This window comes from Streptomyces griseosporeus (genome assembly GCF_014656055.1).
Classification (GTDB): Bacteria; Actinomycetota; Actinomycetes; order Streptomycetales; family Streptomycetaceae; genus Streptomyces; species Streptomyces griseosporeus.
Map to the genome: position 1 here is coordinate 1,199,164 of NZ_BNBR01000001.1, position 25,905 is coordinate 1,225,068.

Here is a 25,905-nt window from a genome sequence, read left to right on the forward strand (position 1 = left end):
CCTCTCACGTTCGGCGACCGAGTACCCCCATCGCACACCACTACGACCTTTCAGGCGCGGCTCAGCCCTCCAGACGGGCGACGCGCCCCTTCTCGCCGGCCGCCCAGCAGCCGAAGTCCGGTGCGCAGTCCACGGTGTCGTACGACCCGGTGTCGACGGTCCGCCAGGTGCGTCCGCCGTCGGTCGTGAGGTCGGTGCCGGTGGGGCCGACGGCGAGGGCGGCGCCGCGGCTGTGCGGCAGCCAGGCGGCACCGGAGCGGTAGGCGGGCGGCGCGCCGGCCGCGGGCCGCCAGGTGCGGCCGCCGTCGTCCGTGACGGCCGCCGCGCGCGGGGAGGCCTGGTCGGGGCGGTAGTCGCCGCCGACGGCCAGTCCGTGCGTCCGGTCGCGGAAGGCGAGCGCGAAGACACCGCGGGCCGGATCACCGGCGGGGACGGGGGTGTCGGCGGCGGTCCAGGTCCGTCCCCGGTCGGCGGAGTGCAGCACGCGCGCGCGTGCCGCGCCGCCGGTGGCCAGCCAGGCGTCCTTCGGGCCGGACGTGACCAGGCACTGGCCGCTCGCCGCGAACCCGGCCTCGCCGTCCAGGGCGGGCGGCATGCCCGCGTCCGGCAGCACGGTCCAGGTGCGGCCGCCGTCCCCGGTGGACAGGATGCGGAAGCGGCCGTCGACCGGATCGCTCATCGCGAGGCCGTGGCGGTGGTCGAAGAAGGCCATGCAGTCGTAGAACGCCTTCGGGTCGGCGTTGCGGAAGGTCTCCGCCCAGGTCCGGCCCCCGTCGTCGGTGCGGTACACGCGTGAGGCCTCGCCCTCGCCGATCGCCAGCACCACCGCGTGCCGCGCGTCGAACGCCTCCACGTCCCGGAACTGCAGGTCCTCGGCGCCCGGCGGCGAGACGTTCCGCCAGCTCGCGCCGCCGTCGGTGGTGCGCAGCACGGTGCCGCGGGTGCCGGCCAGCCAGGCCGTGTCCCGGCCGACGGCGGCGAGGCCGCGGAAGCGGACCTCGGGGGTGCCGGTGTCCTTCGGCGCCCAGTGGACCGCGCCCGGCCCGCGTCCCTGCACCGGTGCCGGCTCCCGCGCCGCGGCCGGCAGCGCGGCCACCCCCGCCAGCGCCGCCCCGCACACCGCCGCGGCCACCCGTCCGAGTGCCCGCCGCCGCCGTCCCGTCCGTCCCGTACGCCCCATGGTCGTCATGGCGGGCGAAGCTAGCCCACTCCCCCGGCGCCGTCCAGACCACCGGAAATGTCCCAAGTGCCGTATACGGCACGGGAGAAGCGGGCGGTGACGGCTGTGCATGAATGCGGTGACAGAGGTCACTCGGCTCCGGGGTGCACGGATGGGCCGGTTCCGACGTCTCTAGAAGTGCCGGTGCCGTCCGCCCGTCATTGGTTGAGCCGTCACGTTGAGCCGTCACAAGGGAGCAAGGCGTTGTCCACCGTCATCGCGCAGCCCGTGGAGGCGCGGCTCGTCGCCGCCGCGCCGCGCATGCCGACCATCCCCGCCACACTGCACTACGACCGGCGGGACCCCTTCGCCGTCCGCATGACCTTCCCCGCCCGGGCCACGCTGGAGGGCGTCGAGGTGTGCTGGACCTTCGCCCGCGAGCTGCTCGCGGCCGGTCTGGAGGGACCCGAGGGCCAGGGTGACGTCCGGGTCCGGCCGTACGGCTACGACCGCACCGTCCTGGAGTTCCACGCCCCCGAGGGCACCGCCATCGTGCACGTCCACTCGTCCGACATCCGCCGCTTCCTGGAGGCGACCGGCGCCCTGGTGCCGGCGGGTCTGGAACACCTCCAGCTCGACCTGGACCACGGTCTGGCCGAGCTGATGCGGGACGCGCGCTGAGGCCGGTGGGAGCACCCCGCCCTGACGGCCCCTGACGGCTCCGCTCAGCCCTCGACCGACAGCAGCCCGTTGAGCCGCCCGTAGTCGAGCCCCCCGGCCAGCGTCCCGTACGTCCCCGCCTCCAGCAGCTCCCGGGCGGCGCGGTGGACCAAGGCGTGCACGGCCTGGGCGATGCCCGAGCCGACGCTGACGCGGGCGACGCCGAGCGCGGCCAGTTCGGCGACGGCTGGCGCGCCGGGACCGGCCATCACGTTCAGCGGCGCGTCGACGCCGTCCACGAGCAGCTTCACCGTCCCCGGTTCGGCCACCCCGGGCACGAAGACCCCGTCGGCGCCCGCCGCGCGGAAGGCGGCGGCCCGCTCCAGCGTCTCGTCCACCCCGCCGGCGCCCTGGAGGAAGGTGTCGATGCGGGCGTTGACGAACAGCGGCACCCCCGCCCCGTCCGCGGCGGCCCGCGCGGCCGCGATCCGCTCGGCCTGCTCGGCGACCGGCCTGAGGCCCCCGCCCCCGTGCAGGGCGTCCTCGATGTTGACGCCGACGGCACCCGCCGCGAGCACCGCGCGCACGGTCTCCGCGACACCGTCCGCGTCGGCCGCGTAGCCGCTCTCGATGTCCGCGCTGACCGGCACCCGCACCGCCGCGGCGACGTCCGCGACCACGGCGAGCGCCCGGCCGCGGTCCACCCGGTCCCCGTCCGCGGCCCCCAGGGCCCAGGCGAGCCCCGCACTGGTCGTCGCCACCGCGGCGGCCCCGGCGTCCTCGACGAGGCGGGCACTGGCGAGGTCCCAGGCGTTCGGCAATACGAGGGGCCGCCCCGGGACGTGCAGGGCGTGGAAGGCGAGGGCGCGGTCACGAAGGGTGTTCGGCGTTGTCATGCGGATCACTCAAGCAGCCCGCACCGGACGGTGGCTGGCAGGAATCCGACATCAACCGCGCGCCCCTGATTGCCCCCGATTTAATTCCGTTGACACCCCGGAGGCCCCTTCCTACGGTGTACGAGGTCCTGTTGCCGTCGATTGGAGAAGGACGTTGCTCCTCTGAGGTCATGAGACACCGCGTCACGCACCGGTGAGGTGTGTGCGCAGCGTGCGACCTCGGCGTCGAGCCGTCCTCCGGCACAGGGCTTTTCTCCGTCTCCGCCCTCCCCGGACGCCCGGGACACCCCTGGGCTCCCCCGGACCTGCCCGGACTCTTCCGACTCCCGCCTCCGCTGTCGCCGCGCGGTGTCTCGACACGCGTTTGCCCTGACCGCACCGACGCAACCGCGAGGCCTGTATGACCATGTCGATCACCTGTACGTCCCTCTCCTTCGCCTGGCCCGACGGCACCGTCGTCTTCGACGGCCTCGACGCCTCCTTCGGCCCCGGCCGGACCGGACTCGTCGGCGTCAACGGCTCCGGCAAGTCCACCCTGCTCAAGCTGGTCGCCGGGGAACTCGCCCCGGCCGACGGCGCCGTCCGCGTCGCCGGCGAGGTCGGCTGGCTGCCGCAGAACGTCACCCTCGACACCGCGCTGCGGGTCGACGAGGCGCTCGGCATCGCCGCGCGCCGCGCCGCCCTGCACGCCATCGAGGCCGGTGACGTCTCCGAGGAGCACTTCGAGACCGTCGGAGACGACTGGGACGTCGAGGAGCGCGCCCTCGCCACCCTCGGCGAGCTGGGCCTCGGCCACATCGACCTGGACCGCACCATCGGCGAGGTGTCGGGCGGCGAGTCCGTGCTGCTGCGGCTGGCCGCGCTGCTGCTGCGCCGCCCCGACGTCCTGCTGCTCGACGAGCCCACCAACAACCTCGACCTGTACGCCCGGCGGCGGCTGTACGCGGCCGTGGAGGCCTACTCCGGCGTCCTGGTCGTCGTCAGTCACGACCGTGAACTGCTCGACCTGGTCGACCGGATCGCCGACCTGCGCGGCGGGGAGGTCACCTGGTACGGCGGCAACTACTCGGACTACGAGGAGACGCTCGCCGTGGAGCAGGAGGCGGCCGAGCGGATGGTGCGGGTCGCGGAGGCGGACCTGAAGAAGCAGAAGCGCGAACTCGTCGAGGCGCGCACCAAGCTGGCCGCGCGCACGCGCTACGCCAACAAGATGTACGAGAACAAGCGCGAACCCCGGGCAGTGATGAAGCTCAGGAAGCGCGCGGCGCAGGTCTCGGCCGGCAAGCACCGCATCCTGCACGAGGAAAGGCTCGCCGAGGCCAAGGAGCGGCTCGACGAGGCGGTGGAGGCCGTACGGGACGACGACGAGATCCGCGTCGAACTGCCGTACACGGCCGTACCGCCGGGCCGCGGCGTCCTCACGCTGCAGGACCTGCACCTCGCGTACGGCGCGCGCGTCGAGGGCGGCCTGGATCTGCGCGGCCCGGAACGCATCGCGCTGATCGGGCGCAACGGCGCGGGCAAGACGACCCTGCTGCGCACGATCGCCGGGGAGCTGGCGCCGGTGTCGGGCGAGGTGGCGGCGCATGTGCCGCTGCGGTTCCTGCCGCAGCGGCTGGACGTCCTCGACGACGAGCTGACCGTCGCCGAGAACGTGGCCCGGTTCGCGCCGGACGCCGGCAACAACCGGGTGCGGGCGCGGCTGGCCCGCTTCCTGTTCCGCGGGGCGCGCGCCGACCAGCAGGCGGGGACCCTGTCGGGCGGCGAGCGGTTCCGGGCGGCGCTGGCCGCGCTGATGCTGGCCGAGCCCGCGCCGCAGCTGCTGATGCTGGACGAGCCGACGAACAACCTCGACATGGCGAGCGTCCGGCAGCTGACCACGGCCCTGGAGTCGTACCAGGGGGCGCTGCTCGTGGCCAGTCACGACCTGGCGTTCCTGGAGTCGATCGGCATCACGCGCTGGCTGGTGCTGGAGGAGGGTGTGCTGAAGGAGGCCACGGAGGAACATCTCGGGAGGGCCACAGCCTGACAACGGCGGTTTTGCCCGCACGGGCCCGGCCTGCATGATGGCGGACCGGGCCCGTCACGGCCCGACCGGGTCCGGAGACGGCCCGACCGGGTCCGGTGACGGCCCGCAGAACCACCCCGCCGATACGGAGACCAGCTCGTGCCCAGCAAGAAGGCCCTCGTCCGCCGCCCCAGCCCCCGCCTCGCCGAAGGTCTGGTGACGCACATCGAGCGCGAGAAGGTCGACGTCGAGCTGGCCGTGGAGCAGTGGGAGGCGTATGTCGCCGCCCTGAGCGCGCACGGCTGGGAGACGATCGAGGTGGAACCGGCCGACGACTGCCCCGACTCGGTGTTCGTCGAGGACACGGTCGTCATGTACAAGAACGTCGCGCTGATCACCCGGCCCGGCGCCGAGGCCCGCCGCCCGGAGACCGCCGGGGTCGAGGAGGCTGTGGCGGCGCTGGGCTGCTCGGTCAACTGGATCTGGGAGCCCGGCACGCTGGACGGTGGTGACGTGCTGAAGGTCGGCGACACGATCTACGTCGGCCGGGGCGGGCGGACCAACCCGGCCGGTGTGCAGCAGCTGCGGGCCGCGTTCGAACCGCTCGGGGCCCGGGTCGTCGCCGTCCCGGTGAGCAAGGTGCTGCACCTGAAGTCGGCGGTCACCGCGCTGCCGGACGGGACGGTCATCGGGCACATCCCGAAGGTGGACCGGCCCGCGCTGTTCCCGCGGTTCCTGTCCGTGCCGGAGGAGTCCGGGGCGCACGTGGTGCTGCTGGGCGGCAGCACGCTGCTGATGGCGGCGAGCGCGCCGCGGACCGCGGAGCTGCTGACCGACCTCGGCTTCGAGGTGGTGACGGTCGACATCGGCGAGTTCGAGAAGCTGGAGGGCTGTGTGACATGCCTCTCGGTGCGGATGCGGGAGCTGTACGCCTGACCGGGTGATCCTCTCCCCCGTTCGGCCCTGGGACCTGCGGGTCCCGGGGCCGCTCTGTACGGGGTGGCCGGCCGTGTTGACGGTGCTGATCAGCGGTCTTTACGTCGTGCTTAACCTACGGCTTCGTAACCTACGGGTTCGTAGCCTACGATCCCGTAAGTTCCCGGCGCCCGCTCGCCGGAAGATGTTGCTCCGCTTTCACGTCCCCCTGGAGATCCCGTGACGATCACTTCCCCGCACCTCGGCAGCCCCGCCGTCTGGACCGACGCCCGGCTGCTGTACGCCCTGGAGGAAGTGGTCGAGCAGGAACTGAACCGGCATCTGAAGGTCGCCAAGGACTGGATGCCCCACGAGTACGTCCCCTGGAGCGACGGCCGCAACTTCCCCGGCTTCTTCGAGGACGGCGAGGCCTGGGACATGGAGCAGTCGAAGGTCACCGAGGTCGGCCGGATCGCCCTGGTGGTGAACCTGCTGACCGAGGACAACCTTCCCAGCTACCACCACGAGATCGCCACCCTGTTCGGCCGGGACGGCGCCTGGGGCACCTGGGTGCACCGCTGGACCGCCGAGGAGGGCCGGCACGGCATCGTGATGCGGGACTACCTGCTGGCCTCCCGCGCGGTGGACCCGGACAAGCTGGAACGTTTCCGCATGTCCCACATGAGCGAGGGCTTCGAGTCGGACAACCGGCACTCGATGCTGCACTCCATCGCCTACGTGGCCTTCCAGGAGCTGGCCACCCGCATCTCCCACCGCAACACCGGCCACCAGTCCGGCGACCCGGTCTGCGACCGCATGCTGGCCCGCATCGCGACCGACGAGAACCTGCACATGGTCTTCTACCGGAACCTGCTGAAGGCCGCCTTCGAACTCGCCCCCGACCTCACCATGCAGGCCGTGCGTGACGTCGTCGTGAACTTCCGCATGCCCGGCCACGGCATCCCCGGCTTCGAGCGGGCCGCCGCGCAGATGGCCATCGGCGAGGTCTACAACCTGCGGATCCACCACGACGACGTGCTCCAGCCGGTGCTGCGCTTCCTGAAGGTCCTGGAGATCGACGGCCTCGGCCCCGAGGGCCTGCAGGCGCAGGAGGAGCTGGGGATGTTCCTCGGCGGCCTGGACGCGGAGGCGTCGAAGTTCGACGAGCGCCTGGCGGCCCGCAAGGCGCGGATGGCGGCACGCGGCCGGATCTGACGCGCGGGGCGGTACGGCACAGGGCTCGGGTCAGGGTGCCGAAGGCTCGCACACGGGGTCGATTTCACGGTGCGGGGCGGCCCTGGCCTGCGGCATCATGCCGTCCATGTCTGACACCAGCACCGCGGAACGGGCGGCCGGGTTCCTGCTCGGCCTCACCGACGAGGACACAGCCGCCCGGGTACGGGCGCGCACCGGCCTGCCCGGCCCGGAGGACCGCGACGAGACCCGGCTGCGCATCCGGCGCACGCTGACCTGGGCGCGCGCGGGGCTGCCGGGCTCCGTGACCCTCTGGGCGCTGCAGGAGGACGACCCGGAACTCAACGCAGTGCTGTGGCAGTACGCGGTCACCGACCCGGGCCTGCGCCGGGCCCTGGCCCGTGGCGTGCCCTTCGGGCCCGGCCGCACGGAACAGCTGCCGGTGGACGAGGCGATGGCGGCCGAGGAGCCCGAGATCCCCGAGAGCTACCTGCGTCTCGGCCTGGTCGGCGCGCTGCGCGCCGTCGACTCGCTCGGCAGGGCCCGCTCGGCCGCGTCCATGGTGCTCACCGAGGAGGACTGGTGGACGGTCACCGTGGCGGACGACGAGCAGCCGCTGCCCGGGTACGCCCGCTGGGCGCTGTCCGTCCGCCCGGACTGTCCGCCCGAGCTGCGGGCACAGTTCGGCTCCCACCCCAAGTTCACGCACCGGCTGCGGCAGGCCGGGGTGCTCGACGGCCCCGCCGAGTACGCCACCGCGCACGGCCCCGCCGTCCGCGTGCTGGACGTGCTGTCGCTGGGCCATGTGCTGTTCCCGGCCCGGATGCGCGCCGCCGAGGACGCCCTGCGCCCGCTCGTCCACGAGCATCTGGGCGACCACGAGGAGGCCTGGGCGATCCTGGCGCAGCTGATGGGCACCTTCCACGGCACCGCACCGGAGCTGATCGCGACGGCGGGCGCCATCGCCTGACGGAAGCCGGGGGACGGCACAGGGGCGGACGGCCGTACGCGCTGCCCCTCCCCGCTGGTGACTCTAAGCTGACAAAAGGTACGTCTTGCATCCCGGGCTGACGGAGGCGCCGCCGCGACTGCTCATCGGCGAGGGAGGCCACCATGGGGCACAGGAGACACCCGCGATCCCGGGGACGCGTTCTCGCCGCAGCGGTCCTCACCGGGGTGTCGGTCGCCGGAGGAACCGTGGGCCATGCCGCAGCGGCGGGTGCGACGGCCCGGGAGCGCGCCGAGGCCACGGTGACATGGCCGGCCACCGCGACCGCTCCCGGATGCGAGGTGGCTCTGCCCTCCAGCGTGTGGAGGGCCCCCGTCGACGCCCTGCCACGCCATGCGCGCTCCGACGCCTACGTGGCCTCGATCGGCGCCGACGCGCGCTTGCATCCCGACTTCGGCTCCGGCCTGGACGACGGCCGGCCCTTCGGGATCCCGGTCACCGTGACCGACGGGAACGTCCCGGAGGCCGAGGTCGCGTTCGACTACGCCGACGAATCGGACCCCGCGGGGTACCGGATACCCGACGACGCGCGTGTGGAGAACGGCCCCACCAGTGACGGCGACCGCCATGTCGTGGTCTTCGACCGCGCCCGGTGCCGGTCGTACGAACTGTTCGACGCGCACCTGCAGAGCAGCGGCCGGTGGCACGCGGGGTCCGGCGCGGTGTTCGATCTGCGGTCCACCGCCTTGCGGCCCGACGGGTGGACGTCGGCCGACGCGGCGGGGCTGCCGATCCTGCCTCTGCTGGTCCGCTACGACGAGGTGGCGTCCGGTGCCGTCCGGCACGCCCTGCGCATCACCGTTCCGCGCTCCGACCGGTCACATGTGTGGCCGGCGCGCCACGACGCCGGTGCGGCGGACGACCCCGATCTGCCCCCGATGGGCCTGCGGCTGCGGCTGAAGCAGTCGGTGGACACCTCCGGGCTGCCCCCGCAGGCGAAGGTGGTCGCGGAGGCACTCAAGCGTTACGGAGCCGTGGTGGCCGACAACGGCTCCGCCTGGTTCGTCTCCGGCGACCAGGACGAGCGGTGGGACAACGAACAGCTCGCGGCGCTCAAGGCCTTCAAGGGAAGCGACTTCGAGGCTGTGGACACCTCCTCGCTGCGGACCGACCCGGACTCGAGCGCCGCCCGTACTCCCTGAGTCATCAGGTGCGGTGCGGCGGCGGGAGACATACGTCGCGGGAGGGGCGGGGCGGCTGGATTCGAACCAGCGTGTTCTGGTTTTGGAGACCGGTGCGCCTGCCTCTGCGCTACGACCCCGCCTTGCCGGCCAGCGTAATGGCTTGGCCCGTTGTCAGTGGCGGCTGGTACCAATGGAGCACGGGGGATCCCGGGGATCGGGGGATCCGGGGGACGGCACCACGGGGGAGCACACATGACGTACGGAGACGGGGGGCGACGGCTGCGCGCCCCGGTGGTCGAACTGACCGACCTCAGGGCGCTGGAGCGGTACCGGCCGGCGGACCCGGGCGTCGTCGCGGAGGCGCGGCGGCTGAAGGAGGCCGCGCTGCTGGACTTCGGGCTGACCGAGTCGGCGGTGGCGTCCTGGCTGTACGCGAAGTGCCGGCACCAGATCCCGACGACGGCGGTGGACACGGCGGCCGTGGTGGCCTCGGGCGACGGCACCTGCCTGCTGCTGTACCACCCCGGCTTCTTCGTCGGACTGGGCCTGGACGGCGTGAAGTTCGTGCTGTTCCACGAGGCGCGGCACCTGGTGCACCGCCATCTGCTCGCCGAGCCCGAACTGCGCGAGGACCCGGTGTTCGAGCTGGCCGCCGAGGTGTCCGTCAACCACGTGGCGCTGATCCGGCTGGAGCGCGAGGAGCTGCCCCTCCTCGACGGGCGTCCGACGGGCGTGGACCCGCGGCGGGTGTACGAGGCCTACACCGCCGACCTGACGGCGCACGGGCTCCAGCCGGTGCCGTACGAGACGTTCACCGAGACGGACATGCGGGTGTACGGCGAGCTGAAGCGAATGCACCACCCGCCGGTCCCGGACCCCCGGCTGTGCCTGCACCTCGGCGAGGACGGCGTGCCGCTGGACCAGCGGACGATCGACGAGATCACCTCGTCCGCGCTGCTCAACTCCCTGCTGGCGGCCCGGCGCGGGCACGCGGGCGCCGAGCGGGAGCTGCTGGACCTGATGGGCCGCACGGAGGAGGGCTCGGCGCGGGCGGCGCGGCTGTGGGGCAACCTCGGCGCGGGCCTGCTGCGCGGGGAGACGGCCCGTACCCGGACGGTCGACTGGTGGCAGCGCTGGCTCGTCGACGTGCTCGGCTCGAAGCTGCGGGACGGCGAGCGGCTGGTGTACCCCAAGAAGCGGGGCGCCCTGCTGGCGGCGCTCGGCCAGGACCCGATGCTCGCGCGGCGCGGCCCGGTGCGGGAGAAGGTCCTCGTCATCGCCTACGACACCTCCGGGTCGATGCCCGACCACGTCGTCCGCTGGCTGACCGACCTGGTCGGCCGGATCGACGGCGTGGAGGCGCACTGGCTGTCCTTCGACGCGGTGGTGATGCCGTTCCGGCCGGGCGAGCGGGTCTACGGCGGGGGCGGCACCAGCTTCCAGGCCGTCGCCGACTACGTGGAGGGCCGTACGGAGGTCGGTGGCCGCCGGCTGGACGTCACCCCGGACGCGGTCGTCGTCCTCACCGACGGTTACGCGCCGCCGATCAGCCCGGCCGAGCCGGAGAAATGGATCTGGCTGATCACACAGGGCGGCAGCGAGTGGCCCGAGACGCACACCCCGGCGATGGCCTGCCATCGCGTCACGACAGGATCGCGGTAGATGAGCACGCAGACGGAGCAGTTGACGGGCCTTGCCGACAGGCGCCGCCCCGACGGGCCCTCGCGGCTTGAGGAGTTCATCGACGCGATGATCGAACTCGGCCAGACGGGGCAGATCTTCGGCGAGCACGGCATCGGCAAGACGGCGACGTTCTTCTCGCACATCGCCCGCGCCCACCCGGACACCGCGCTGGTGTACGTCCCGGCGGCCAACCTCACCCCGGACGACCTGCTGGTCAACGCGCCGGTGCGGGACCCCGAGACGGGCGAACTGGTGCTGCAGCAGCTGGTGATGAGCCAGCTGAAGCCGGGCCGGCCGTTCGTGCTGCTCATCGACGACTCCCTGCAGGCGGGCGACACGATCCAGTCGCAGCTGATGCAGGTCGCCTGCAACTGGACGCTGGGCGAGCACGACCTGCGGGAGCTGGGCTGCGTCGGCGTGTTCCTCACGGACAACGAGTCGCTGGCGGAGACCTCGGCCCGGCGCGGTGACCTGGCGCTGCTCGACCGCATGGTGACGATGCGGATCACGGCGAACGACACCTCCTGGCGGCGGCATCTGGCGGCCAGGTACCGGCCGTGGGACCTGACCGAGGTGTTCTCGTTGTGGGCGTCGCTGCCGCACGGGCTGCGGGAACTGCTGTCCCCGCGCACGCTGGACCACATCCTGGCCAACGCGCGCGAGGGGTTCCCGCTGCGGTGGGGGCTGCCGCTGGTGGACGGCGAGCGGCTGCGGCTCGCCGAGCCGGGCCCGGACGGCCGGCCGGGCCAGAACCGCACGGCGGAGATCCTCGACCGCATCGCCCGTGCCGTCGGCGCGCCGAACCCGCCGCGGATCGCCGACCCGGTACGGCAGGTGGTGCGGGCGGCGCTGCGCAACCGCTGGACGGTGCTGCTGCAGGGCCCGCCCGGCTGCGGCAAGACGGAGCTGGTGCGGGAGACGGTGCGGGAGGGCCTGGGCCGGGAGGCGCTGTACTTCTCGCTGCCCGTGACCAACGTGGAGGACCTGTGCGCCCCGGTGCCCGCGCCCGACGGTACGCTGGACAACCTGCTCGCGGCGAAGTTCACGGGTCCGGAGCCGAAGGCGATCGTGTGGGACGAGTACAACCGGCCCAAGGACAAGGCGGCGTTCGCCAAGCTGATGGAGATCACCCAGGAGTGGTCGCTGGCGGGGCGGCGGATCGAGAACCTGCGGGCGCAGATAGCCGTGCAGAACCCGCCCTACCACCTGGGCCGCAAGCTGCTGGTGTCGCGGAACAACATCGCGCAGGCGACCCGGTTCACGGCGTCGCTGGAGGTGGAGCCGGAGGACATCCCGGCCAACGAGTGGCTGATCGACCGGTACGGCGCGGACGCCGAGACGGTGCTGGAGTGGTGGAAGCACGACATCGACGAGGAGGGGCGGGCCTGGATCACCAAGCGCACCCTGGAGCGGCTGATCAAGCTGCACCGGCGGGGGCTGCCGCTGGAGATGGCGACGGTCTACCTCGGCGACGGGGAGTACGCGCCCGTGCCGCTCACCGCGCTGATCGACCGGCTGCGGGGCCGCCCGGTGACCGGTCTGCGGGAGCTGGCCCGGGACGTGGACGCGTGGGAGGCGCGGCTGCGGCGGGCGGCCGAGCGGTCCTCGGAGGGCGGTGCCGACAGTGACGTCGTGCACCAGATCCTGGCCAACGCGGAGCTGTCCCAGCTGAAGAAGCACCGGGCCGCGGTGGTCCGGCTGGTGGCGCTGCTGCCGGCGAAGCTGCGGGCGACCTATCTGGTGGGGGCGTCGGAGAAGCAGCAGCGGTTCTGGACGGAGGTCTTCATGACGATGCGCAAGCGCTGACGGCGGACCGGCTACGGCTGCCGGGGCGGGGGCGCCGTGCGGTGGACGCTGCGGACGGCGGCCACGTCGGCGGGGACGGCGGGGGCCGGGATGTGGGCGCTGAACGCGGCGAGGCGGCGTTTGATGCTGGAGGCGATGCCGGGACCGAGGACGAAGCGGGTGGGCGTGGCGGCGCGCGGCGCGGTGTCCAGGAGGCGGTGGGCCTCGCGGCTGCGCATCCCGGTGTGGCTGAGCACCAGGTGGGCGAGGCGGTGCTCGGCGCCGGCCAGGGCCGCGGCGATCGTCTCGGCCGCCGCCAGGTCGACGCGGTTGTCCGCCGCGCCGAGCACGGCCGCGGCGCGTACCCGGCCGAGGTCCAGCAGGCCGACGCCGGCCGCGGTGGCCGCCGTGACCAGCCGGGCGGCGGCAGCGGGCCCGATGCCGTTGCTCGCGACCGACAGGCGGGTGAGGCGTCCGTGCGGGGCGCGGTCCAGGGCGTCGGCGAGCCGGAGGGCGCCCGCGTCGCCCAACCGGGCGGCGGAGACGTACAGTTCGTCGACCGCGCCCGCGGCGAGCACCGCGCCGAGGGCGTCCGCGCCGGCCTCGCCGAGCGGGTTGCCGCCGAGGTAGAGGCGGGCGATCCGGCGGCCGTTGCCCGCGGCGGCGAGCAGGGCGTCGGCGAGGACGACGGCACCGGCCGGGTCGAGGCCGGTCTGCACGAGGTCGAGGGTGCGCAAGGTGCGGGCGGAGTCGATGAGTTCGGCCGCGGCCCGGCCGGCGGCGCTGCCCAGCGGGTTGCGCTTCAGCCACACGCCGGTGACGACCTGCGGCGAGGCGCGCAACCGGTCGGCGATACGGCAGGCGCCGCCCGCGGTGATGCCGTTGCAGCCGAGGTACAGCGTCTCGACGGCGCTGCCGGCCACCGCCTCGGCGCCGTCGTCGCCGAGCGCGTCCGTGCCGAGCAGCAGATGCCGTACCGGGGAGGGACCCTGCCCGAGTGCCTCGGCGACCAGACCGGCGCCGCGCGCGCCCAGCGCCTGCTTGCACAGATCGAGCCGCCCGTCGGGCAGCACGGTCCCCGCGGCGAAGTCCAGCCGCTCCCCCGCCGGCCGCCCGGCCCGCAGCCAGTCCAACAGCGGCTCCAGCTCCCCCAGCGGCCGCGGCACGACCACCGGCACCCCGGCGAACCTCACCGGCCTTCCGCCCGGCACCGGCCCGACGGGGTCGGGCTCGGTGGGGTCCGTCCCGACCGCGTCCGTCCCGGACGGGTCCGGCTCGGTGGGGCCCGTCCCGATCGCGGCCGCGGACGCCTCCGTCTCGCCGGGCACCGGCCCAACCGAGTCCGGCTCGGCAGGGTCCGTCCCGACCGCCTCCGCCCCGGACGGGTCCGGCTCGGTGGGGCCCGTCCCGAGGGCGGCCGCGGACGCCTCCGTCTCGCCGGGCACCGGCCCGACGGGGTCCGGCTCCGTGCGGTCCGCCCTGATCTCCTCGGCTCGGGACGCCTCCGCTCGGGACGGGCCGCGCTCGACGGGGTCCGCCCCGACCGCCTCCGCCCCGGACGGGTCCGGCCCAGTCGGGCCCGGTTCCCTCGGCTCCGGTTCCGTCGGGTTCGTCACCACTCCGCCTCCTGGTAGTCCTTGAGGAACACGCCCGAGAGCGGGGCGCCGGCCTCGCCGCGGACTATCGGGTCGTAGACGCGGGCCGCGCCGTCCACGACGTCCAGCGGGGTGCGGAACCCGGCGCCCGCCATGCGGGCCTTCTTCGGGGCGGGGTTCTCGTCGGTGATCCAGCCGGTGTCGACGGCGCACATGTGGACGCCCTGCTCGGCGAGTTCGGCGGCGGAGGTGCGGGTGAGCATGTTGAGCGCGGCCTTGGCCATGTTGGTGTGCGGATGGCCGGCGGTCTTGTTGCGGACGGCGAAGCGGCCCTCGACGGCGGTGACGTTGACGACGTAGCGGCGCGGGTGCGGGGAGGCGAGCAGCAGCGGCAGCAGCCGGTCGCACAGCAGCGCCGGCGCGAGGGCGTTGACGAGCTGGGTCTCCAGCACCTCGGCCGGGTCGAGCGCGCCGAGCCGGGCGGACCAGGAGTTCTCCGGGGAGGGGTCGGGCAGCAGCCCGGCCTCGTCGGCCTCGCGCAGCGCGGCCGGCAGCGCGGCGGCCGAGCCGGACAGCATCCGCATCGGCGTGAAGCCGGGTGCCCGGCGCGCGCCCTCGGGCAGGGCGTCGTACTCGCCGGCGGCGAGCAGCGCGTAGGACTCGGGCGGCCGGCGCACGGTCTGCGCCGCGTTGTTGACGAGGATGTCCAGCGGGCGTCCCTCGCCCCGCAGTTCCTCGCACAGGCCGAGCACCTGCCGCGGGTCGCGCAGGTCGACGGCGAGGACGGTGAGCCTGTCCCGCCAGGCCTCGCTGCCGGGGACGGCGTGGAAGCGGCGGACGGTGTCGTGCGGGAAGCGGGAGGTGACCAGCAGCTCGGCGCCGTCCCGCAGCATCATCAGCGCCAGCTGGAAGCCGATCTTCACGCGGCCGCCGGTGAGCAGGGCGCGGCGGCCGGTCAGGTCGGTGCTCAGGGCGCGGCGGCGCCGGTTGTCGGCGGCGCAGTCGGGGCAGAGCCGGTGGTAGAAGGTGTCGACCTGGCGGTAGGCCGACTTGCAGACATAGCAGTGGCGCGACTTGCGGTACACGCCCCCGCTGCCGGGCTCGGCCAGCGGGGCGTCCTCGCGGCGGTCCAGGGCGCCGGTGGCGGTGGCGGCCATCGTCGCGGCGTCGGAGGCGGACACCTCGGCGCCGCGTGCCTTGCGCCGTTTCAGCCGCCCGTCGCGGGCGAAGGAGGCGGCGACCTGTTCGGCCCGCAGCCGGACCGGGTCGTCGACGGGCAGCGCCCGCAGCTTGCCCACCACCGCGTGGAAGGCGGCCAGCTCCGCCTCGCTGATCGCCGTACCGGTCCCCTCGCCCATCCGTCCCCGCCCCTGTCCGTGCCGCAACCGTGGTCCCGGCCGGATTCGAACCGGCGTATCCGCCCTGAGAAGGCGGCGAGTCTGCCTCTGCTCTACGGGACCCGGGACGCGCCCGGACGGCCGGATTCGAACCGGCGTGTCTTCGTCTGGGCAAGACGGGTGCGCCTGCCTCTGCGCTACGCCCGGACGCGCCCGGTGATCCTATCGGCACCCGGCCCCACGGCTCGCACGCGTTTTCGTACGGCGGTCGGCTGGAAGCCCTGCGGGGAGGGCGGGGCGCTCACGAGCAGGTACGCCGCAGGGCGAGGCGTTCCTTCTCGGACAGGCCGCCCCAGACGCCGAAGCGCTCGTCGTGCTCCAGGGCGTACTCCAGACAGGCCGAGCGGATCGGGCACAGCCCGCAGATCCGCTTCGCCTCCCGCACGGAGCTGCCGGGCTCGGGGAAGAAGAAGTCGCCCCCGGTCTGCGCGCACAACGCCTCCTGCTGCCAGGCGAGGTCGGGCGCGGGGATCGTGTCGATGTGCATGGCCGAGAGCCTGCCGCGCGGCGAAAAACGTTCGATCAACGCGCGATCAACGCGCCCTGTCAGACCTCCCGCCGCTCGATGATGCCCGCGCCGCGGGGCCGGGCGCACGGCGGCGCGCCCGCGCGGTGCGGCGGCGGTTGTCAGTGGGCGGTGCAAGACTCGGCAGAGCAGGCACCCCGGACGACGGGGCCCGGCACAGGAGAAGGAGGGCGAAGATGCTCACCACCCGTTTCGTCGACGGCGCCCCGAACTGGATCGATGTCGGCACGTCCGACATCGAGGGCGCCACCCGCTTCTACGGCGCGCTCTTCGGCTGGCAGTTCGTCTCGGCCGGCCCGGACGCCGGTGGCTACGGCTTCTTCCAGCTGGACGGGAAGACCGTGGCGGGCGGCATGCAGACCACGCCGGAGCAGGGCCCGCCGTCCTGGACGGTGTACTTCCAGAGCCGGGACGCGCAGGCCACGGCCCAGGCCGCCGGGCAGGCGCACGGCCGGGTGCTGTTCCAGCCGATGGATGTGATGGGCCAGGGCCACATGGCGATCCTGGCCGACCAGGCGGGCGTGTCGTTCGGGATCTGGCAGCCCGGGCAGAACAAGGGCGTCGACCTGGCCGGCGATCCGGGCTCGCTGTGCTGGGTCGAGCTGTACACGCCGGACATCGCGGCGGCCGCCGCGTTCTACCACTCGGTGCTGGGCCTGGAGACCTCCGCCGTGCCGTTCCCCGGCGGTGTCTACACCTGCGTCAACCCCGCCGAGGGCGGGGAGGACGCGATGTTCGGCGGGATCGTCCCGCTGGCCGACGACCCCACGGAGACGGACGCCTTCTGGCTGCCGTACTTCGAGGTGCCGGACACCGACGCGGTGGTGGCCGACGCCGAGAAGCTCGGCGGCACGGTGCGGGTGCCGGCCACCGACATCGAGGGGGTGGGCCGCGTGGCCCGGCTGGCCGACCCGTACGGCGCCCGCTTCGCGGTGATCAAGAGCGCGCCGCCGCAGCAACAGCAGTAGGCATCGCCGCAGCGGCCCCTCGGCAGCTGTCGTCGTCCCGGCGGCCGTGTCAGGCGGAGGCGCGGCGGACCAGGGTTGTCGGCAGGACCACCCCGGTGGGCGGCTCGGAGCCGTCGGCCGGCGCCGCGCCGTCCCGGGGGCTGCCGAGCAGCAGCCTGGCCATGAGCCGGCCCATCTCCTCGATGGGCTGGCGGACGGTGGTGAGCGGCGGGTCGGTCTGCTCGGCGAGGGGCAGCATGTCGTCGAAGCCGATCACGGCGATGTCGTCGGGCACCCGCAGCCCGCGCTCGCGCAGGACGCGCAGCGCTCCGGACGCGGTGAGGTCGTTGGCGGCGAAGACGGCGTCGAGGCCGGGGCAGCGGTCGAGCAGGGCGCGCATCGCGCGCTCCCCGCCGGCCGGGGTGAAGTCGCCCTCCGCGACGAGCCCCGGGTCCGTGCCGGCCATGACGTCCCGGTAACCGGCGAGGCGGTCGGCGGCGGAGGTCTGGTCGAGCGGGCCGGTGATGTGCGCGACGCGGGTGCGGCCGAGGCCGACGAGGTGGCGTACGGCGTCGCGGGCGCCGCCGCGGTTGTCGCTGTCGACGTAGACGGCGGCGCGTTCGTCGTCGTCGCTCCAGCCGGGCCGTCCGCCGAAGACGGTCGGCACACCAGCCCGGCGGATCAGTCCCGGCAGCGGGTCGTCGAGGTGCAGGGAGAACACGAGTGCCCCGTCGACATGGCCGCCGGCGAGGTAGCGGCCGACGCGCGCGTGGTCGTCGCGGCCCTCGGTCAGCAGCAGCACGAGCTGGTTGTCGTGGGCGGTCAGCTCCTTGCTGATGCCGCGCAGTTGCAGGGCGAAGAAGGGATCGGCGAAGACGCGGGTCTCGGGTTCGGCGATGACGACGGCCACGGCGTCGTGGCGCCGGGTCACCAGGCTGCGGGCGGCCTGGTTGGGCACGTATCCCAGCTCGTCCACGGCTCGCAGGACCCGCTCGACCAGGGGCGGGCGGACCCCGTCGCCGCCGTTGACCACCCGGGACACCGTCGCCCGCGACACCCCGGCCCGCGCCGCCACGGCCTCCAGGGTCGGACGCGGCGCTGTCTCGGTCACTTCGGGGCTCCTCACCGGCGGTTGCGGCTCAGGATAGCCCCGGCGCGACGGGCACACGCCGTCAGCCGTCCTGCGCCGGCAACGCACGGACACGGCCCTCGACGGCCCTCCACGCCCAGCGCACGGACACGGCCCCCGACGGCCCTCCACCCCCAGCGCACGGACACGGCCCCCGACGGCCCTCCACCCCCAGCGCACGGACACGGCCCCCGACGGCCCTCCACCCCCAGCGCACGGACACGGCCCCGACGGCCCTCCACCCCCAGCGCACGGACACGGCCCCCGACGGCCCTCCACCCGAGCGCCGGGACACAGCCGTCGGCCGCCCGTGCGCGTCCCGCCCCTCAGTCGCCCTCCGCCGCCTGCTTGGGTTTCCTCGCCCGGCTCGGCTGCACCCGCTTCGGCTCGCCCGGCATCTTCGGGTACTCGGGCGGGTACGGCAGGTCGCCCAGGCCGTGGTCGTGCTCGTCCTTCGTGGCCAGCTCCAGGAGCGCTTCCAGGGAGTAGCGGTGGTCGTCCATGTCGGCGTGGACGTCGCCGAGGGCGGCGAAGCGGGCCGGCATGGTGGCGAGGTCGAAGTCGCGGGGGTGGGCGTCGCCGACCTCCTCCCAGCGCAGGGGCGCGGAGACCGGGGCGTGCGGGCGGGGCCGTACGGAGTAGGCGGAGGCGATGGTGCGGTCGCGTGCCGTCTGGTTGTAGTCGACGAAGATCTTCTCGCCCCGTTCCTCCTTCCACCACTTGATCGTCACGTGGTCCGGCATGCGCCGCTCCATCTCGCGCCCCACCGCGATGGCGGCCCGCCGCACCTGGGTGAAGGTCCAGCGCGGCTCGATCGGCACGAAGACGTGCAGGCCGCGCCCGCCGGAGGTCTTCGGGAAGCCGCGCAGCCCGCCGAACTCCTCCAGCACGGCGCGCAGTTCGCCGGCGGCGCGCACGGCGTCGGCGTAGTCGGTGCCGGGCTGCGGGTCGAGGTCGATGCGCAGCTCGTCGGGCCGGTCGACGTCGGCGCGGCGCACCGGCCAGGGGTGGAAGGTGAGGGTGCCGTACTGGGCGGCCCACACCACGGCGCCCTCCTCGGTCGGGCACATCTCGTCGGCGCTGCGCCCGCTGGGGAAGGTGATGTGGGCGGTGGGGATCCAGTCGGGCATGTTCTTCGGGGCCCGCTTCTGGAAGAACCACTCGCCGGTCAGCCCGTCGGGGTAGCGCTCCAGGGTGGTGGGGCGGTCGCGCAGGGCGCGCAGGATGCCCGGGCCGACGGCCAGGTAGTACTGCGCGAGGTCCAGCTTGGTGAAACCGCGCTCCGGGAAGAAGACCTTGTCCGGGTGGGACAGCCGTACCGTGCGACCGCCCGCCTCCAGTTCCACCGCGTCACCCATGCGGCCACCGTAGGCGCACCCCGCAAACATCGCATACCGGGCATTCCTGGCCGTGGCAGAGCAGAATCGAGGCATGGATCTTCCGGTGATGCCCCCCGTGAAGCCGATGCTCGCCAAGTCCGTGGCGAGGATTCCGGAGGGGATGCAGTACGAGGCGAAGTGGGACGGGTTCCGGGCGATCGTGTTCCGGGACGGGGCCGAAGTCGAGCTGGGCAGCCGTACCGGCAAGCCGTTGACCAGGTACTTTCCCGAGCTGGTGGCGGCGCTGCGGGAGCGGGTGCCCAAGCGGTGCGTGCTGGACGGGGAGATCGTGATCGCGCGGGAGGGGCATCTGGACTTCGACGCGCTCACCGAGCGCATCCACCCGGCCGACTCCCGCGTGCGCACGCTGGCGGAGCGGACCCCGGCCTCCTTCGTCGCCTTCGACCTGCTGGCGCTGGACGACGAGGCGGTGCTCGACGTGCCGCTGAGCGACCGGCGGGCCCTGCTGACCAGGGCGCTCGCCAAGGTCACTCCGCCGGTGCACGTGGCGCCGGCGACCACGGACATCGAGGTGGCGCGGTCCTGGTTCGAGCGGTTCGAGGGCGCGGGCCTGGACGGGGTGATCGCCAAACCGCTCACGCTGCGCTATCTGCAGGACGAGCGCGCCATGTTCAAGATCAAGCACGAGCGGACGGCGGACGTGGTCGTCGCGGGCTACCGCCTGCACAAGTCCGGCCCGGTGGTCGGCTCGCTGCTGCTCGGGCTGTACGACGACAAGGGCGCCCTCCAGCACGTGGGCGTCTCCGCGGCGTTCCCGATGAAGCAGCGGGCCCAGCTGGTGGACGAGCTGGAGCCGCTGCGGATGGACGACGTGGCCGGGCATCCGTGGGCGGCCTGGTCCGACGAGGCCGCCCACGAGACGGCCCGGCTGCCGGGGGCGCCGAGCCGCTGGTCGGGCAAGAAGGACTTGTCGTGGGTGCCGCTCAAGCCGGAGCGGGTGGCCGAGGTGGCCTACGACCACATGGAGAACGGGGCGCGGTTCCGGCACACGGCCCGCTTCCGCCGCTGGCGCCCGGACCGCACCCCCTCCAGCTGCACGTACGCGCAGCTGGAGGAGCCGGTGCGCTACGACCTCGCGGAGGTGCTGGGCACCGGCGGCTGACCGGGGCCTCGCCGGGCGCCCCGCCCTCTCCCGCTCAGGCCTCGCCCCGCGGTCAGGGCTTCATCAGCACCTTCACCGCGCCCTCCTGCTTGCGCTGGAACATCTCGTAGGCGTGCGGCGCCTCCTCCAGCGGCACGCGATGCGTGGCGAAGTCGTCGACGCCGAGCGGGTCCTCGTCGGTGAGGTACGGGATGATCTCGTCGCTCCAGCGGCGCACGTTGGCCTGGCCCATACGGATCTGGATCTGCTTGTCGAACAGCGTGAGCAGCGGCAGTGGGTCCGCCATGCCGCCGTAGACGCCGACGAGGGAGAGCGTGCCGCCGCGGCGCACCAGGTCGATGGCCGTGTACAGGGCGGCGAGCCGGTCCACGCCGAAGCGTTCCGTGAGCGGCGCGCCGATCTTGCGCGGGAGGATCGAGACGGCCTGCTGCGCGAGCTTGGCCGCGGCGCTGCCGTGCGCCTCGGTGCCGACCGCGTCGATCACCGCGTCGGGGCCGCGCCCGTCGGTCTCGTCGCGGATCGCGGCGACCAGCTCCTTGTCGCTGTCGAAGCTGCGCAGGTCGAACGTCTCCACGCCCCGCTCCTTCGCCCGGCGCAGCCGCTCGGGCACCAGGTCGATGCCGAACACCCGGCCGGCGCCGCGGACCTGCGCGACCCGGCAGGCCATGTCGCCGATCGGCCCGAGCCCGAGGACGGCGACGCTGCCGCCCTCGGGCACGTCGGCGTAGGAGACCGCCTGCCAGGCGGTGGGCAGCACGTCGGAGAGGTACACGAAGCGGTCGTCGGGCGGCCCTTCGGGGATCTTGATCGGCCCGAACTGCGCCTGCGGCACCCGCAGGTACTCGGCCTGCGCGCCCGGTACGGCGCCGTACAGCCGGGTGTAGCCGAAGAGCGCGGCGCCCATGCCCTCGCCGGCCACCTGGGTGGTCTCGCACTGGGTGGGCAGTCCGTTCAGGCACATCCAGCAGTCGCCGCAGGCGATCTGGAAGGGCACCACGACCCGGTCGCCGGCCTTCAGGTCGGGCACGCCCGCGCCGACCTCCTCGACGATGCCGATGGGCTCGTGCCCGAGGATGTCGCCCGGTGTCATGAACGCCGTCAGCACCTCGTACAGGTGCAGGTCCGACCCGCACAGGCCGGTGGAGGTGACCCGGATGACGGCGTCCGTCGGCTCCTGGATCTTCGGATCGGGCACGTTCTCCACGCGCACGTCCCGCTTGCCCTGCCACGTCACTGCCCTCATCTGCCCGCTCCTCGGTCGTGTCGCGTCGCCTGGCATGCCCCCGTCCGTCGGGCGCCGGGTACCCGGCGGCTCCGCGGACAACCGTTCGACGGGCCGGTACGTCGAACCGGGGACCCGGGGCCGATCGGCGGATTCGCCGAGCACGAACAGAGCAGGGACGGGACCGCACGGCTCTCCGCCTGATTTGTCCGGGTATGCACGCAATAGTCCTATGAGCGGACAATCGACATACAGCGGAGAACGGGGTGGCGGCGGTGGGCATGAGACGAGGAACGCGCACCCGGCGCGCGGAACGGGCGAGAGCGGCGGCCCTGCTGGCCGCCGCGGTGACGATGGCACTGGCGGCGGCCTGCACCGCCCCGGGCGGCACGCACGACGACGGGCGCCCGCCGGACCCGTCGCCGAGCACCCGGCACCACGGTGCCGTCCTCGCGGTGAAGATCGACAACGCGCGGGCGGCCCGGCCGCAGACCGGCCTGAACGCCGCGGACATCGTCTACGCCGAGCAGGTCGAGGGCGGCCTGAGCCGGCTGATGGCGGTGTACGCGACGGACATGCCGAAGGCGGTCGGCCCGGTGCGCAGCGCCCGCGAGTCCGACCTGGAGCTGCTGCGCCAGTTCGAGCGGCCGACGCTCGCCTTCTCCGGCGCGCAGAAGAAGCTGCTGCCGCTGATCGACGCGGCCCCGCTGCGGCCGGAGACACCCGGCAAGGTGTCCGGGGCCTTCTACCGGGGCACCGACAGGCCCGCCCCACACAACCTCTATCTGCGCCCGGACCGCCTGCTGCCCACCGCGCCGGGCCGGGACGCGCTGACGACCGGCTTCCGCTACGGCGCGCGGCCCGCCGGCGGCACGGCGGCGACGAGCCGCACGGTGCGCTTCCCCGCCGCGACCTTCACCTTCACCTGGTCCGACGCCCTGCACGGCTACCGGGTCTCCATGGACGGCACCCCGACGGTGACCACGGACGACGGGCCGGTGGCGCCGCCGACGGTGGTCGTGCAGTACGTGAAGGTCCACCCGTCCGCCTTCCACGACTTCCTCGGCAACCACACGCCGTACACCGAGACGGTCGGCTCCGGGCGGGCCGAGGTGCTGCGCGACGGCCGCGCCTACGACGTCACCTGGGAGCGGCCGACGCCGGCCGACGGCACGCGCTTCACGACGCGGGACGGCACGCCGGTGAACTTCGCCGAGGGCCAGGTGTGGGTGGTGTTCGCGTCGGCGAGCTGAAGCTCAGCCCTGCGTGACGAGGGGTTCCGCCGGGTTGCGGAGCCCCTCCGCCGCGTCCGAGACCCGCCGGATCAGCTCCAGGAACACCGCCTGTTCCTCGGCGGAGAGCGGGGCGAGGAAGACCTGGTTCATCCGGGCGGTGCGCACGGCCAGCTTCCGGTGCGTGCGCTGCCCCTCGTCGGTCAGCCGCAGCAGGGAGCGCCGGCCGTCCTGCGGGTCCCGGACCTTGTCGAGCAGGCCCCGCCGGGTCAGCCGGCTGATCACTTCGGCGATGGTCGAGCGGTCGAGGCCGACGCGCTCCCCCACGGTCCGCTGGTCGAGCCCCGGCTCGGTCACGAGCGCGTTGAGCACCGCGAACTGCGGTGAGGTGATCTCCTCGGAGACCATCGTGGTCCACAGCAGGTAGTGGGCCTGCTGGAGCCGCCGGGCAAGGTGCCCGGGGTGGGTGGAGAGGTCCACCGCGGCCATGTGCGCTCCTGGTGTCGGTGCCGTCGATTCCGTCGGTGCACTGAACAATAGCGACCATCCCCGTCCCTGTCTCGCGCCATCACTCCAGCTCTTGACGGCTTCGAGCTCCGGTGGCACCGTGAGCGCACCGCGCCGAAATACTCAGTGCGCTGACTAATTGACGGAGATGGGGCTACACGGATGGACAAGGTGGTCGCCACGGCGCCGGAGGCGGTGGCCGACGTGCCCGAGGGCGCGTCGCTGGCCGTGGGGGGCTTCGGGCTGAGCGGTGTGCCGAACGTGCTCATCCAGGCGCTGTACGAGCGCGGGGTGGGCGGCCTGTCGGTGGTGTCGAACAACTGCGGGGCGCTGGAGACCGGGCTCGGGGTGCTGCTGGCGGCGGGCCGGATCACCCGCGTGACCGGCTCGTACATCGGCGGGAACAAGGAGTTCGCCCGCCAGTACCTGGGCGGGGAGCTGGAGCTGGAGCTGATCCCGCAGGGCACGCTGGCCGAGCGGCTGCGGGCCGGCGGGGCCGGCATCCCCGCGTTCTACACCCCGGCCGGAGTCGGCACGCAGATCGCCGAGGGCGGGCTGCCCTGGCGCTACGACGGCTCGGGCGGGGTGGCCCTCGCCTCGCCGCCCAAGGAGGTGCGGGAGTTCGACGGGGTGGAGTACGTGCTGGAGCGCGGCATCCGCACCGACTACGCCCTGGTGCGCGCCGCGAAGGGCGACCGGCACGGCAACCTCGTGTTCAACAAGTCCAGCCGGAACTTCAACCCGCTCGCGGCGATGGCCGGGCGGATCACGATCGCCGAGGTCGAGGAGCTGGTCGAGCCGGGCGGGCTGGACCCGGACCAGGTGCACCTGCCGGGCATCTTCGTGCAGCGCGTGGTCGCCCTCACCGCCGACCAGGCGGCGGACAAGAGGATCGAGCAGCGGACGGTGAGCAGCTGATGGCCTGGACACGCGAGCAGATGGCCGCCCGCGCGGCGCGCGAACTTCAGGACGGGCAGTACGTCAACCTCGGCATCGGTCTGCCGACCCTGATCCCCAATCACCTCCCGCCGGGCGTCGAGGTGGTGCTGGAGAGCGAGAACGGCATCCTGGGCACCGGCCCCTACCCCACCGAGGACGCCGTCGACCCGGATCTGATCAACGCCGGCAAGGAGACCGTCACGGTCCTGCCGGGCGCGTCCTTCTTCGACTCGGCGCTGTCCTTCGCGATGATCCGCGGGGGGCACATCGACGTCGCGGTGCTGGGCGCGATGCAGGTCTCCGCCCGCGGCGACCTGGCCAACTGGGCCGTCCCCGGCAAGCTGGTCACCGGCATCGGGGGCGCGATGGACCTGGTCCACGGCGCCCGCACGGTCATCGTCGTGATGACCCACACCGCCAAGGACGGCAGCCCGAAGATCCTCGACACGTGCACGCTGCCGCTCACCGGCCGGGCGTGCGTGAACCGGATCATCACCGACCTCGGCGTCCTCGACGTCACCGACGACGGACTGGTCCTCGTCGAGACCGCGCCCGGCGTCACGGCCGAGGAGATCACCGCCCGGACCGCCGCGAAGATCCGCGTCCCGGAGGAGACCGCGGCATGAGGGATGTCTACATCGTCGACGCGGTCCGCACCCCGTTCGGCAAGAACAACGGCGGACTGGAGCGTTAGGAACGTCCATGACCCTCACCCAGCACGACATCGACCAGGAGATCGCGGCCGAGCACGCCGCGTACGACAAGCGCGTCGCCGACGGCGCGCCCGTGGAGCACCACCCGCGGCGCGACTACGCGCCGTACCGCTCCTCGGTGCTGCGGCACCCGAAACAGCCGCCGGTCACCATCGACGTCACCCAGGACCCGGAGCTGGTCGAGCTGTCCTCGCCGGCCTTCGGCGAGCGGGACATCACCGAGATCGACAACGACCTCACCCGCCACCACCGCGGTGAGCCGATCGGCGAGCGCATCACCGTCTCCGGCCGGCTGCTGGACCGCGACGGCCGGCCCGTGCGCGGCCAGCTGGTCGAGATCTGGCAGGCCAATGCGGCCGGCCGGTACGCCCATCAGCGCGAGCAGCACGACGCCCCGCTCGACCCGAACTTCACCGGCGTCGGCCGCACGCTCACCGACGACAGCGGCTTCTACCGGTTCACCACGATCCAGCCGGGCCCCTACCCGTGGCGCAACCACGTCAACGCCTGGCGGCCCGCGCACATCCACTTCTCGGTGTTCGGCACCGCGTTCACGCAGCGGCTGGTGACGCAGATGTACTTCCCGAACGACCCGCTGTTCCCGTACGACCCGATCCTGCAGTCGGTGACGGACGACGCGGCCCGGCAGCGGCTGGTCGCCACCTACGACCACAGCCTGTCCGTGCCGGAGTTCTCGCTGGGCTACCACTGGGACATCGTGCTGGACGGCCCCGCCGCCACCTGGCTGGAAGAAGGACGCTGA

Annotated in this window: 23 protein-coding genes and 3 tRNA genes; 14 read left to right on the forward strand and 12 right to left on the reverse strand. The window is 73.5% G+C overall.

What is annotated here, in order from left to right; all coding sequences use genetic code 11:
• Positions 1-61: 61 nt before the first annotated feature.
• Positions 62-1,189, reverse strand: coding sequence for a WD40/YVTN/BNR-like repeat-containing protein (locus tag IE308_RS05290; protein WP_373314435.1), 1,128 nt, complete (start codon positions 1,187-1,189; stop codon positions 62-64).
• Between the two features lie 234 nt (positions 1,190-1,423).
• Here IE308_RS05290 and ssgD point away from each other — a divergent pair, with 234 nt between their 5' ends.
• On the forward strand, positions 1,424-1,840 hold the full coding sequence (gene ssgD / locus IE308_RS05295) for a spore wall synthesis regulator SsgD (RefSeq protein ID WP_110633313.1): 417 nt from the start codon (positions 1,424-1,426) through the stop codon (positions 1,838-1,840).
• 44 nt (positions 1,841-1,884) lie between these two features.
• Here the strand turns inward: ssgD and IE308_RS05300 are convergent, their stop codons facing one another.
• Entirely contained in the window at positions 1,885-2,715 is an 831-nt protein-coding gene (locus IE308_RS05300; protein ID WP_190216780.1) for an isocitrate lyase/PEP mutase family protein, read from the reverse strand.
• Between the two features lie 400 nt (positions 2,716-3,115).
• On the opposite strand from IE308_RS05300, the gene IE308_RS05305 reads away from it, so the two are divergent.
• From IE308_RS05305 to IE308_RS05325, 5 genes are all read left to right on the forward strand, one after another.
• A complete protein-coding gene (locus tag IE308_RS05305) occupies positions 3,116-4,744 on the forward strand; it encodes an ABC-F family ATP-binding cassette domain-containing protein (protein WP_190216781.1) in 1,629 nt (542 codons plus the stop codon).
• Positions 4,745-4,882: 138 nt separating this feature from the next.
• A complete protein-coding gene (ddaH, locus tag IE308_RS05310; RefSeq protein ID WP_110633302.1) occupies positions 4,883-5,659 on the forward strand; it encodes a dimethylargininase in 777 nt (258 codons plus the stop codon).
• 219 nt (positions 5,660-5,878) lie between these two features.
• Positions 5,879-6,853 (forward strand): acyl-ACP desaturase, encoded by a 975-nt coding sequence (locus tag IE308_RS05315; RefSeq protein WP_190216782.1) that lies wholly within the window; start codon positions 5,879-5,881, stop codon positions 6,851-6,853.
• 106 nt (positions 6,854-6,959) lie between these two features.
• Entirely contained in the window at positions 6,960-7,802 is an 843-nt protein-coding gene (locus IE308_RS05320; protein WP_190216783.1) for a hypothetical protein, read from the forward strand.
• 227 nt (positions 7,803-8,029) lie between these two features.
• Positions 8,030-8,983 (forward strand): hypothetical protein, encoded by a 954-nt coding sequence (locus IE308_RS05325; RefSeq protein ID WP_190216784.1) that lies wholly within the window; start codon positions 8,030-8,032, stop codon positions 8,981-8,983.
• Between the two features lie 45 nt (positions 8,984-9,028).
• Here the strand turns inward: IE308_RS05325 and IE308_RS05330 are convergent.
• A tRNA-Trp gene (locus IE308_RS05330) sits at positions 9,029-9,104 on the reverse strand.
• Between the two features lie 113 nt (positions 9,105-9,217).
• Between IE308_RS05330 and IE308_RS05335 the strand changes: the two genes are divergently transcribed.
• Positions 9,218-10,627 carry a vWA domain-containing protein gene (locus IE308_RS05335; RefSeq protein ID WP_190216785.1) on the forward strand — a complete coding sequence of 470 codons (1,410 nt, stop codon included), beginning with the start codon at positions 9,218-9,220 and terminating at the stop codon, positions 10,625-10,627.
• On the forward strand, positions 10,628-12,454 hold the full coding sequence (locus IE308_RS05340) for an AAA family ATPase (protein ID WP_190216786.1): 1,827 nt from the start codon (positions 10,628-10,630) through the stop codon (positions 12,452-12,454). It abuts the gene before it with no gap.
• 11 nt (positions 12,455-12,465) lie between these two features.
• Here IE308_RS05340 and IE308_RS05345 read toward each other — a convergent pair whose 3' ends face one another.
• From IE308_RS05345 to IE308_RS05365, 5 genes are all read right to left on the reverse strand, one after another.
• Positions 12,466-14,049 (reverse strand): ribonuclease inhibitor, encoded by a 1,584-nt coding sequence (locus IE308_RS05345; protein ID WP_229908707.1) that lies wholly within the window; start codon positions 14,047-14,049, stop codon positions 12,466-12,468.
• Positions 14,046-15,386 (reverse strand): SDR family NAD(P)-dependent oxidoreductase, encoded by a 1,341-nt coding sequence (locus tag IE308_RS05350; RefSeq protein ID WP_190216787.1) that lies wholly within the window; start codon positions 15,384-15,386, stop codon positions 14,046-14,048. Before IE308_RS05350 ends, IE308_RS05345 begins: the two co-directional genes overlap by 4 nt.
• A gap of 30 nt (positions 15,387-15,416) precedes the next feature.
• Positions 15,417-15,488: transfer RNA gene (locus IE308_RS05355), tRNA-Glu, on the reverse strand.
• A gap of 9 nt (positions 15,489-15,497) precedes the next feature.
• Positions 15,498-15,572 (reverse strand) — tRNA-Gly (locus tag IE308_RS05360).
• A 94-nt stretch (positions 15,573-15,666) separates the two neighbouring features.
• Positions 15,667-15,912, reverse strand: coding sequence for a WhiB family transcriptional regulator (locus IE308_RS05365; RefSeq protein WP_110633283.1), 246 nt, complete (start codon positions 15,910-15,912; stop codon positions 15,667-15,669).
• A gap of 215 nt (positions 15,913-16,127) precedes the next feature.
• Here IE308_RS05365 and IE308_RS05370 point away from each other — a divergent pair, with 215 nt between their 5' ends.
• The gene (locus IE308_RS05370) at positions 16,128-16,919 is read left to right on the forward strand and encodes a VOC family protein (RefSeq protein ID WP_110633280.1); all 792 of its coding nucleotides are present in this window, start codon (positions 16,128-16,130) and stop codon (positions 16,917-16,919) included.
• 49 nt (positions 16,920-16,968) lie between these two features.
• On the opposite strand, the gene IE308_RS05375 is transcribed toward IE308_RS05370, so the two are convergent.
• Both IE308_RS05375 and ligD read right to left on the reverse strand, forming a co-directional pair.
• The gene (locus tag IE308_RS05375) at positions 16,969-18,009 is read right to left on the reverse strand and encodes a LacI family DNA-binding transcriptional regulator (protein WP_190216788.1); all 1,041 of its coding nucleotides are present in this window, start codon (positions 18,007-18,009) and stop codon (positions 16,969-16,971) included.
• 344 nt (positions 18,010-18,353) lie between these two features.
• Positions 18,354-19,385: a non-homologous end-joining DNA ligase gene (gene ligD, locus IE308_RS05380; RefSeq protein ID WP_190216789.1), complete on the reverse strand. Its 1,032-nt coding sequence runs from the start codon at positions 19,383-19,385 to the stop codon at positions 18,354-18,356.
• 73 nt (positions 19,386-19,458) lie between these two features.
• Between ligD and IE308_RS05385 the strand changes: the two genes are divergently transcribed.
• Positions 19,459-20,529, forward strand: coding sequence for an ATP-dependent DNA ligase (locus tag IE308_RS05385; RefSeq protein WP_190216790.1), 1,071 nt, complete (start codon positions 19,459-19,461; stop codon positions 20,527-20,529).
• Between the two features lie 52 nt (positions 20,530-20,581).
• Here the strand turns inward: IE308_RS05385 and IE308_RS05390 are convergent, their stop codons facing one another.
• A complete protein-coding gene (locus IE308_RS05390) occupies positions 20,582-21,772 on the reverse strand; it encodes a zinc-dependent alcohol dehydrogenase (RefSeq protein WP_110633270.1) in 1,191 nt (396 codons plus the stop codon).
• A gap of 260 nt (positions 21,773-22,032) precedes the next feature.
• Here IE308_RS05390 and IE308_RS05395 point away from each other — a divergent pair, with 260 nt between their 5' ends.
• On the forward strand, positions 22,033-23,004 hold the full coding sequence (locus tag IE308_RS05395; RefSeq protein WP_190216791.1) for a DUF3048 domain-containing protein: 972 nt from the start codon (positions 22,033-22,035) through the stop codon (positions 23,002-23,004).
• A 3-nt stretch (positions 23,005-23,007) separates the two neighbouring features.
• Here IE308_RS05395 and IE308_RS05400 read toward each other — a convergent pair whose 3' ends face one another.
• Positions 23,008-23,472 (reverse strand): MarR family winged helix-turn-helix transcriptional regulator, encoded by a 465-nt coding sequence (locus tag IE308_RS05400; protein ID WP_190216792.1) that lies wholly within the window; start codon positions 23,470-23,472, stop codon positions 23,008-23,010.
• A 180-nt stretch (positions 23,473-23,652) separates the two neighbouring features.
• Between IE308_RS05400 and IE308_RS05405 the strand changes: the two genes are divergently transcribed.
• The 3 genes from IE308_RS05405 (at position 23,653) to pcaH (ending at position 25,905) form a co-directional block, all read left to right on the forward strand.
• Entirely contained in the window at positions 23,653-24,408 is a 756-nt protein-coding gene (locus IE308_RS05405; protein ID WP_190216793.1) for a CoA transferase subunit A, read from the forward strand.
• Positions 24,408-25,055, forward strand: coding sequence for a CoA transferase subunit B (locus tag IE308_RS05410; protein WP_190216794.1), 648 nt, complete (start codon positions 24,408-24,410; stop codon positions 25,053-25,055). The genes IE308_RS05405 and IE308_RS05410 overlap by 1 nt, the downstream gene beginning before the upstream one ends.
• 76 nt (positions 25,056-25,131) lie before the next feature.
• Positions 25,132-25,905 carry a protocatechuate 3,4-dioxygenase subunit beta gene (gene pcaH / locus IE308_RS05415; RefSeq protein WP_190216795.1) on the forward strand — a complete coding sequence of 258 codons (774 nt, stop codon included), beginning with the start codon at positions 25,132-25,134 and terminating at the stop codon, positions 25,903-25,905.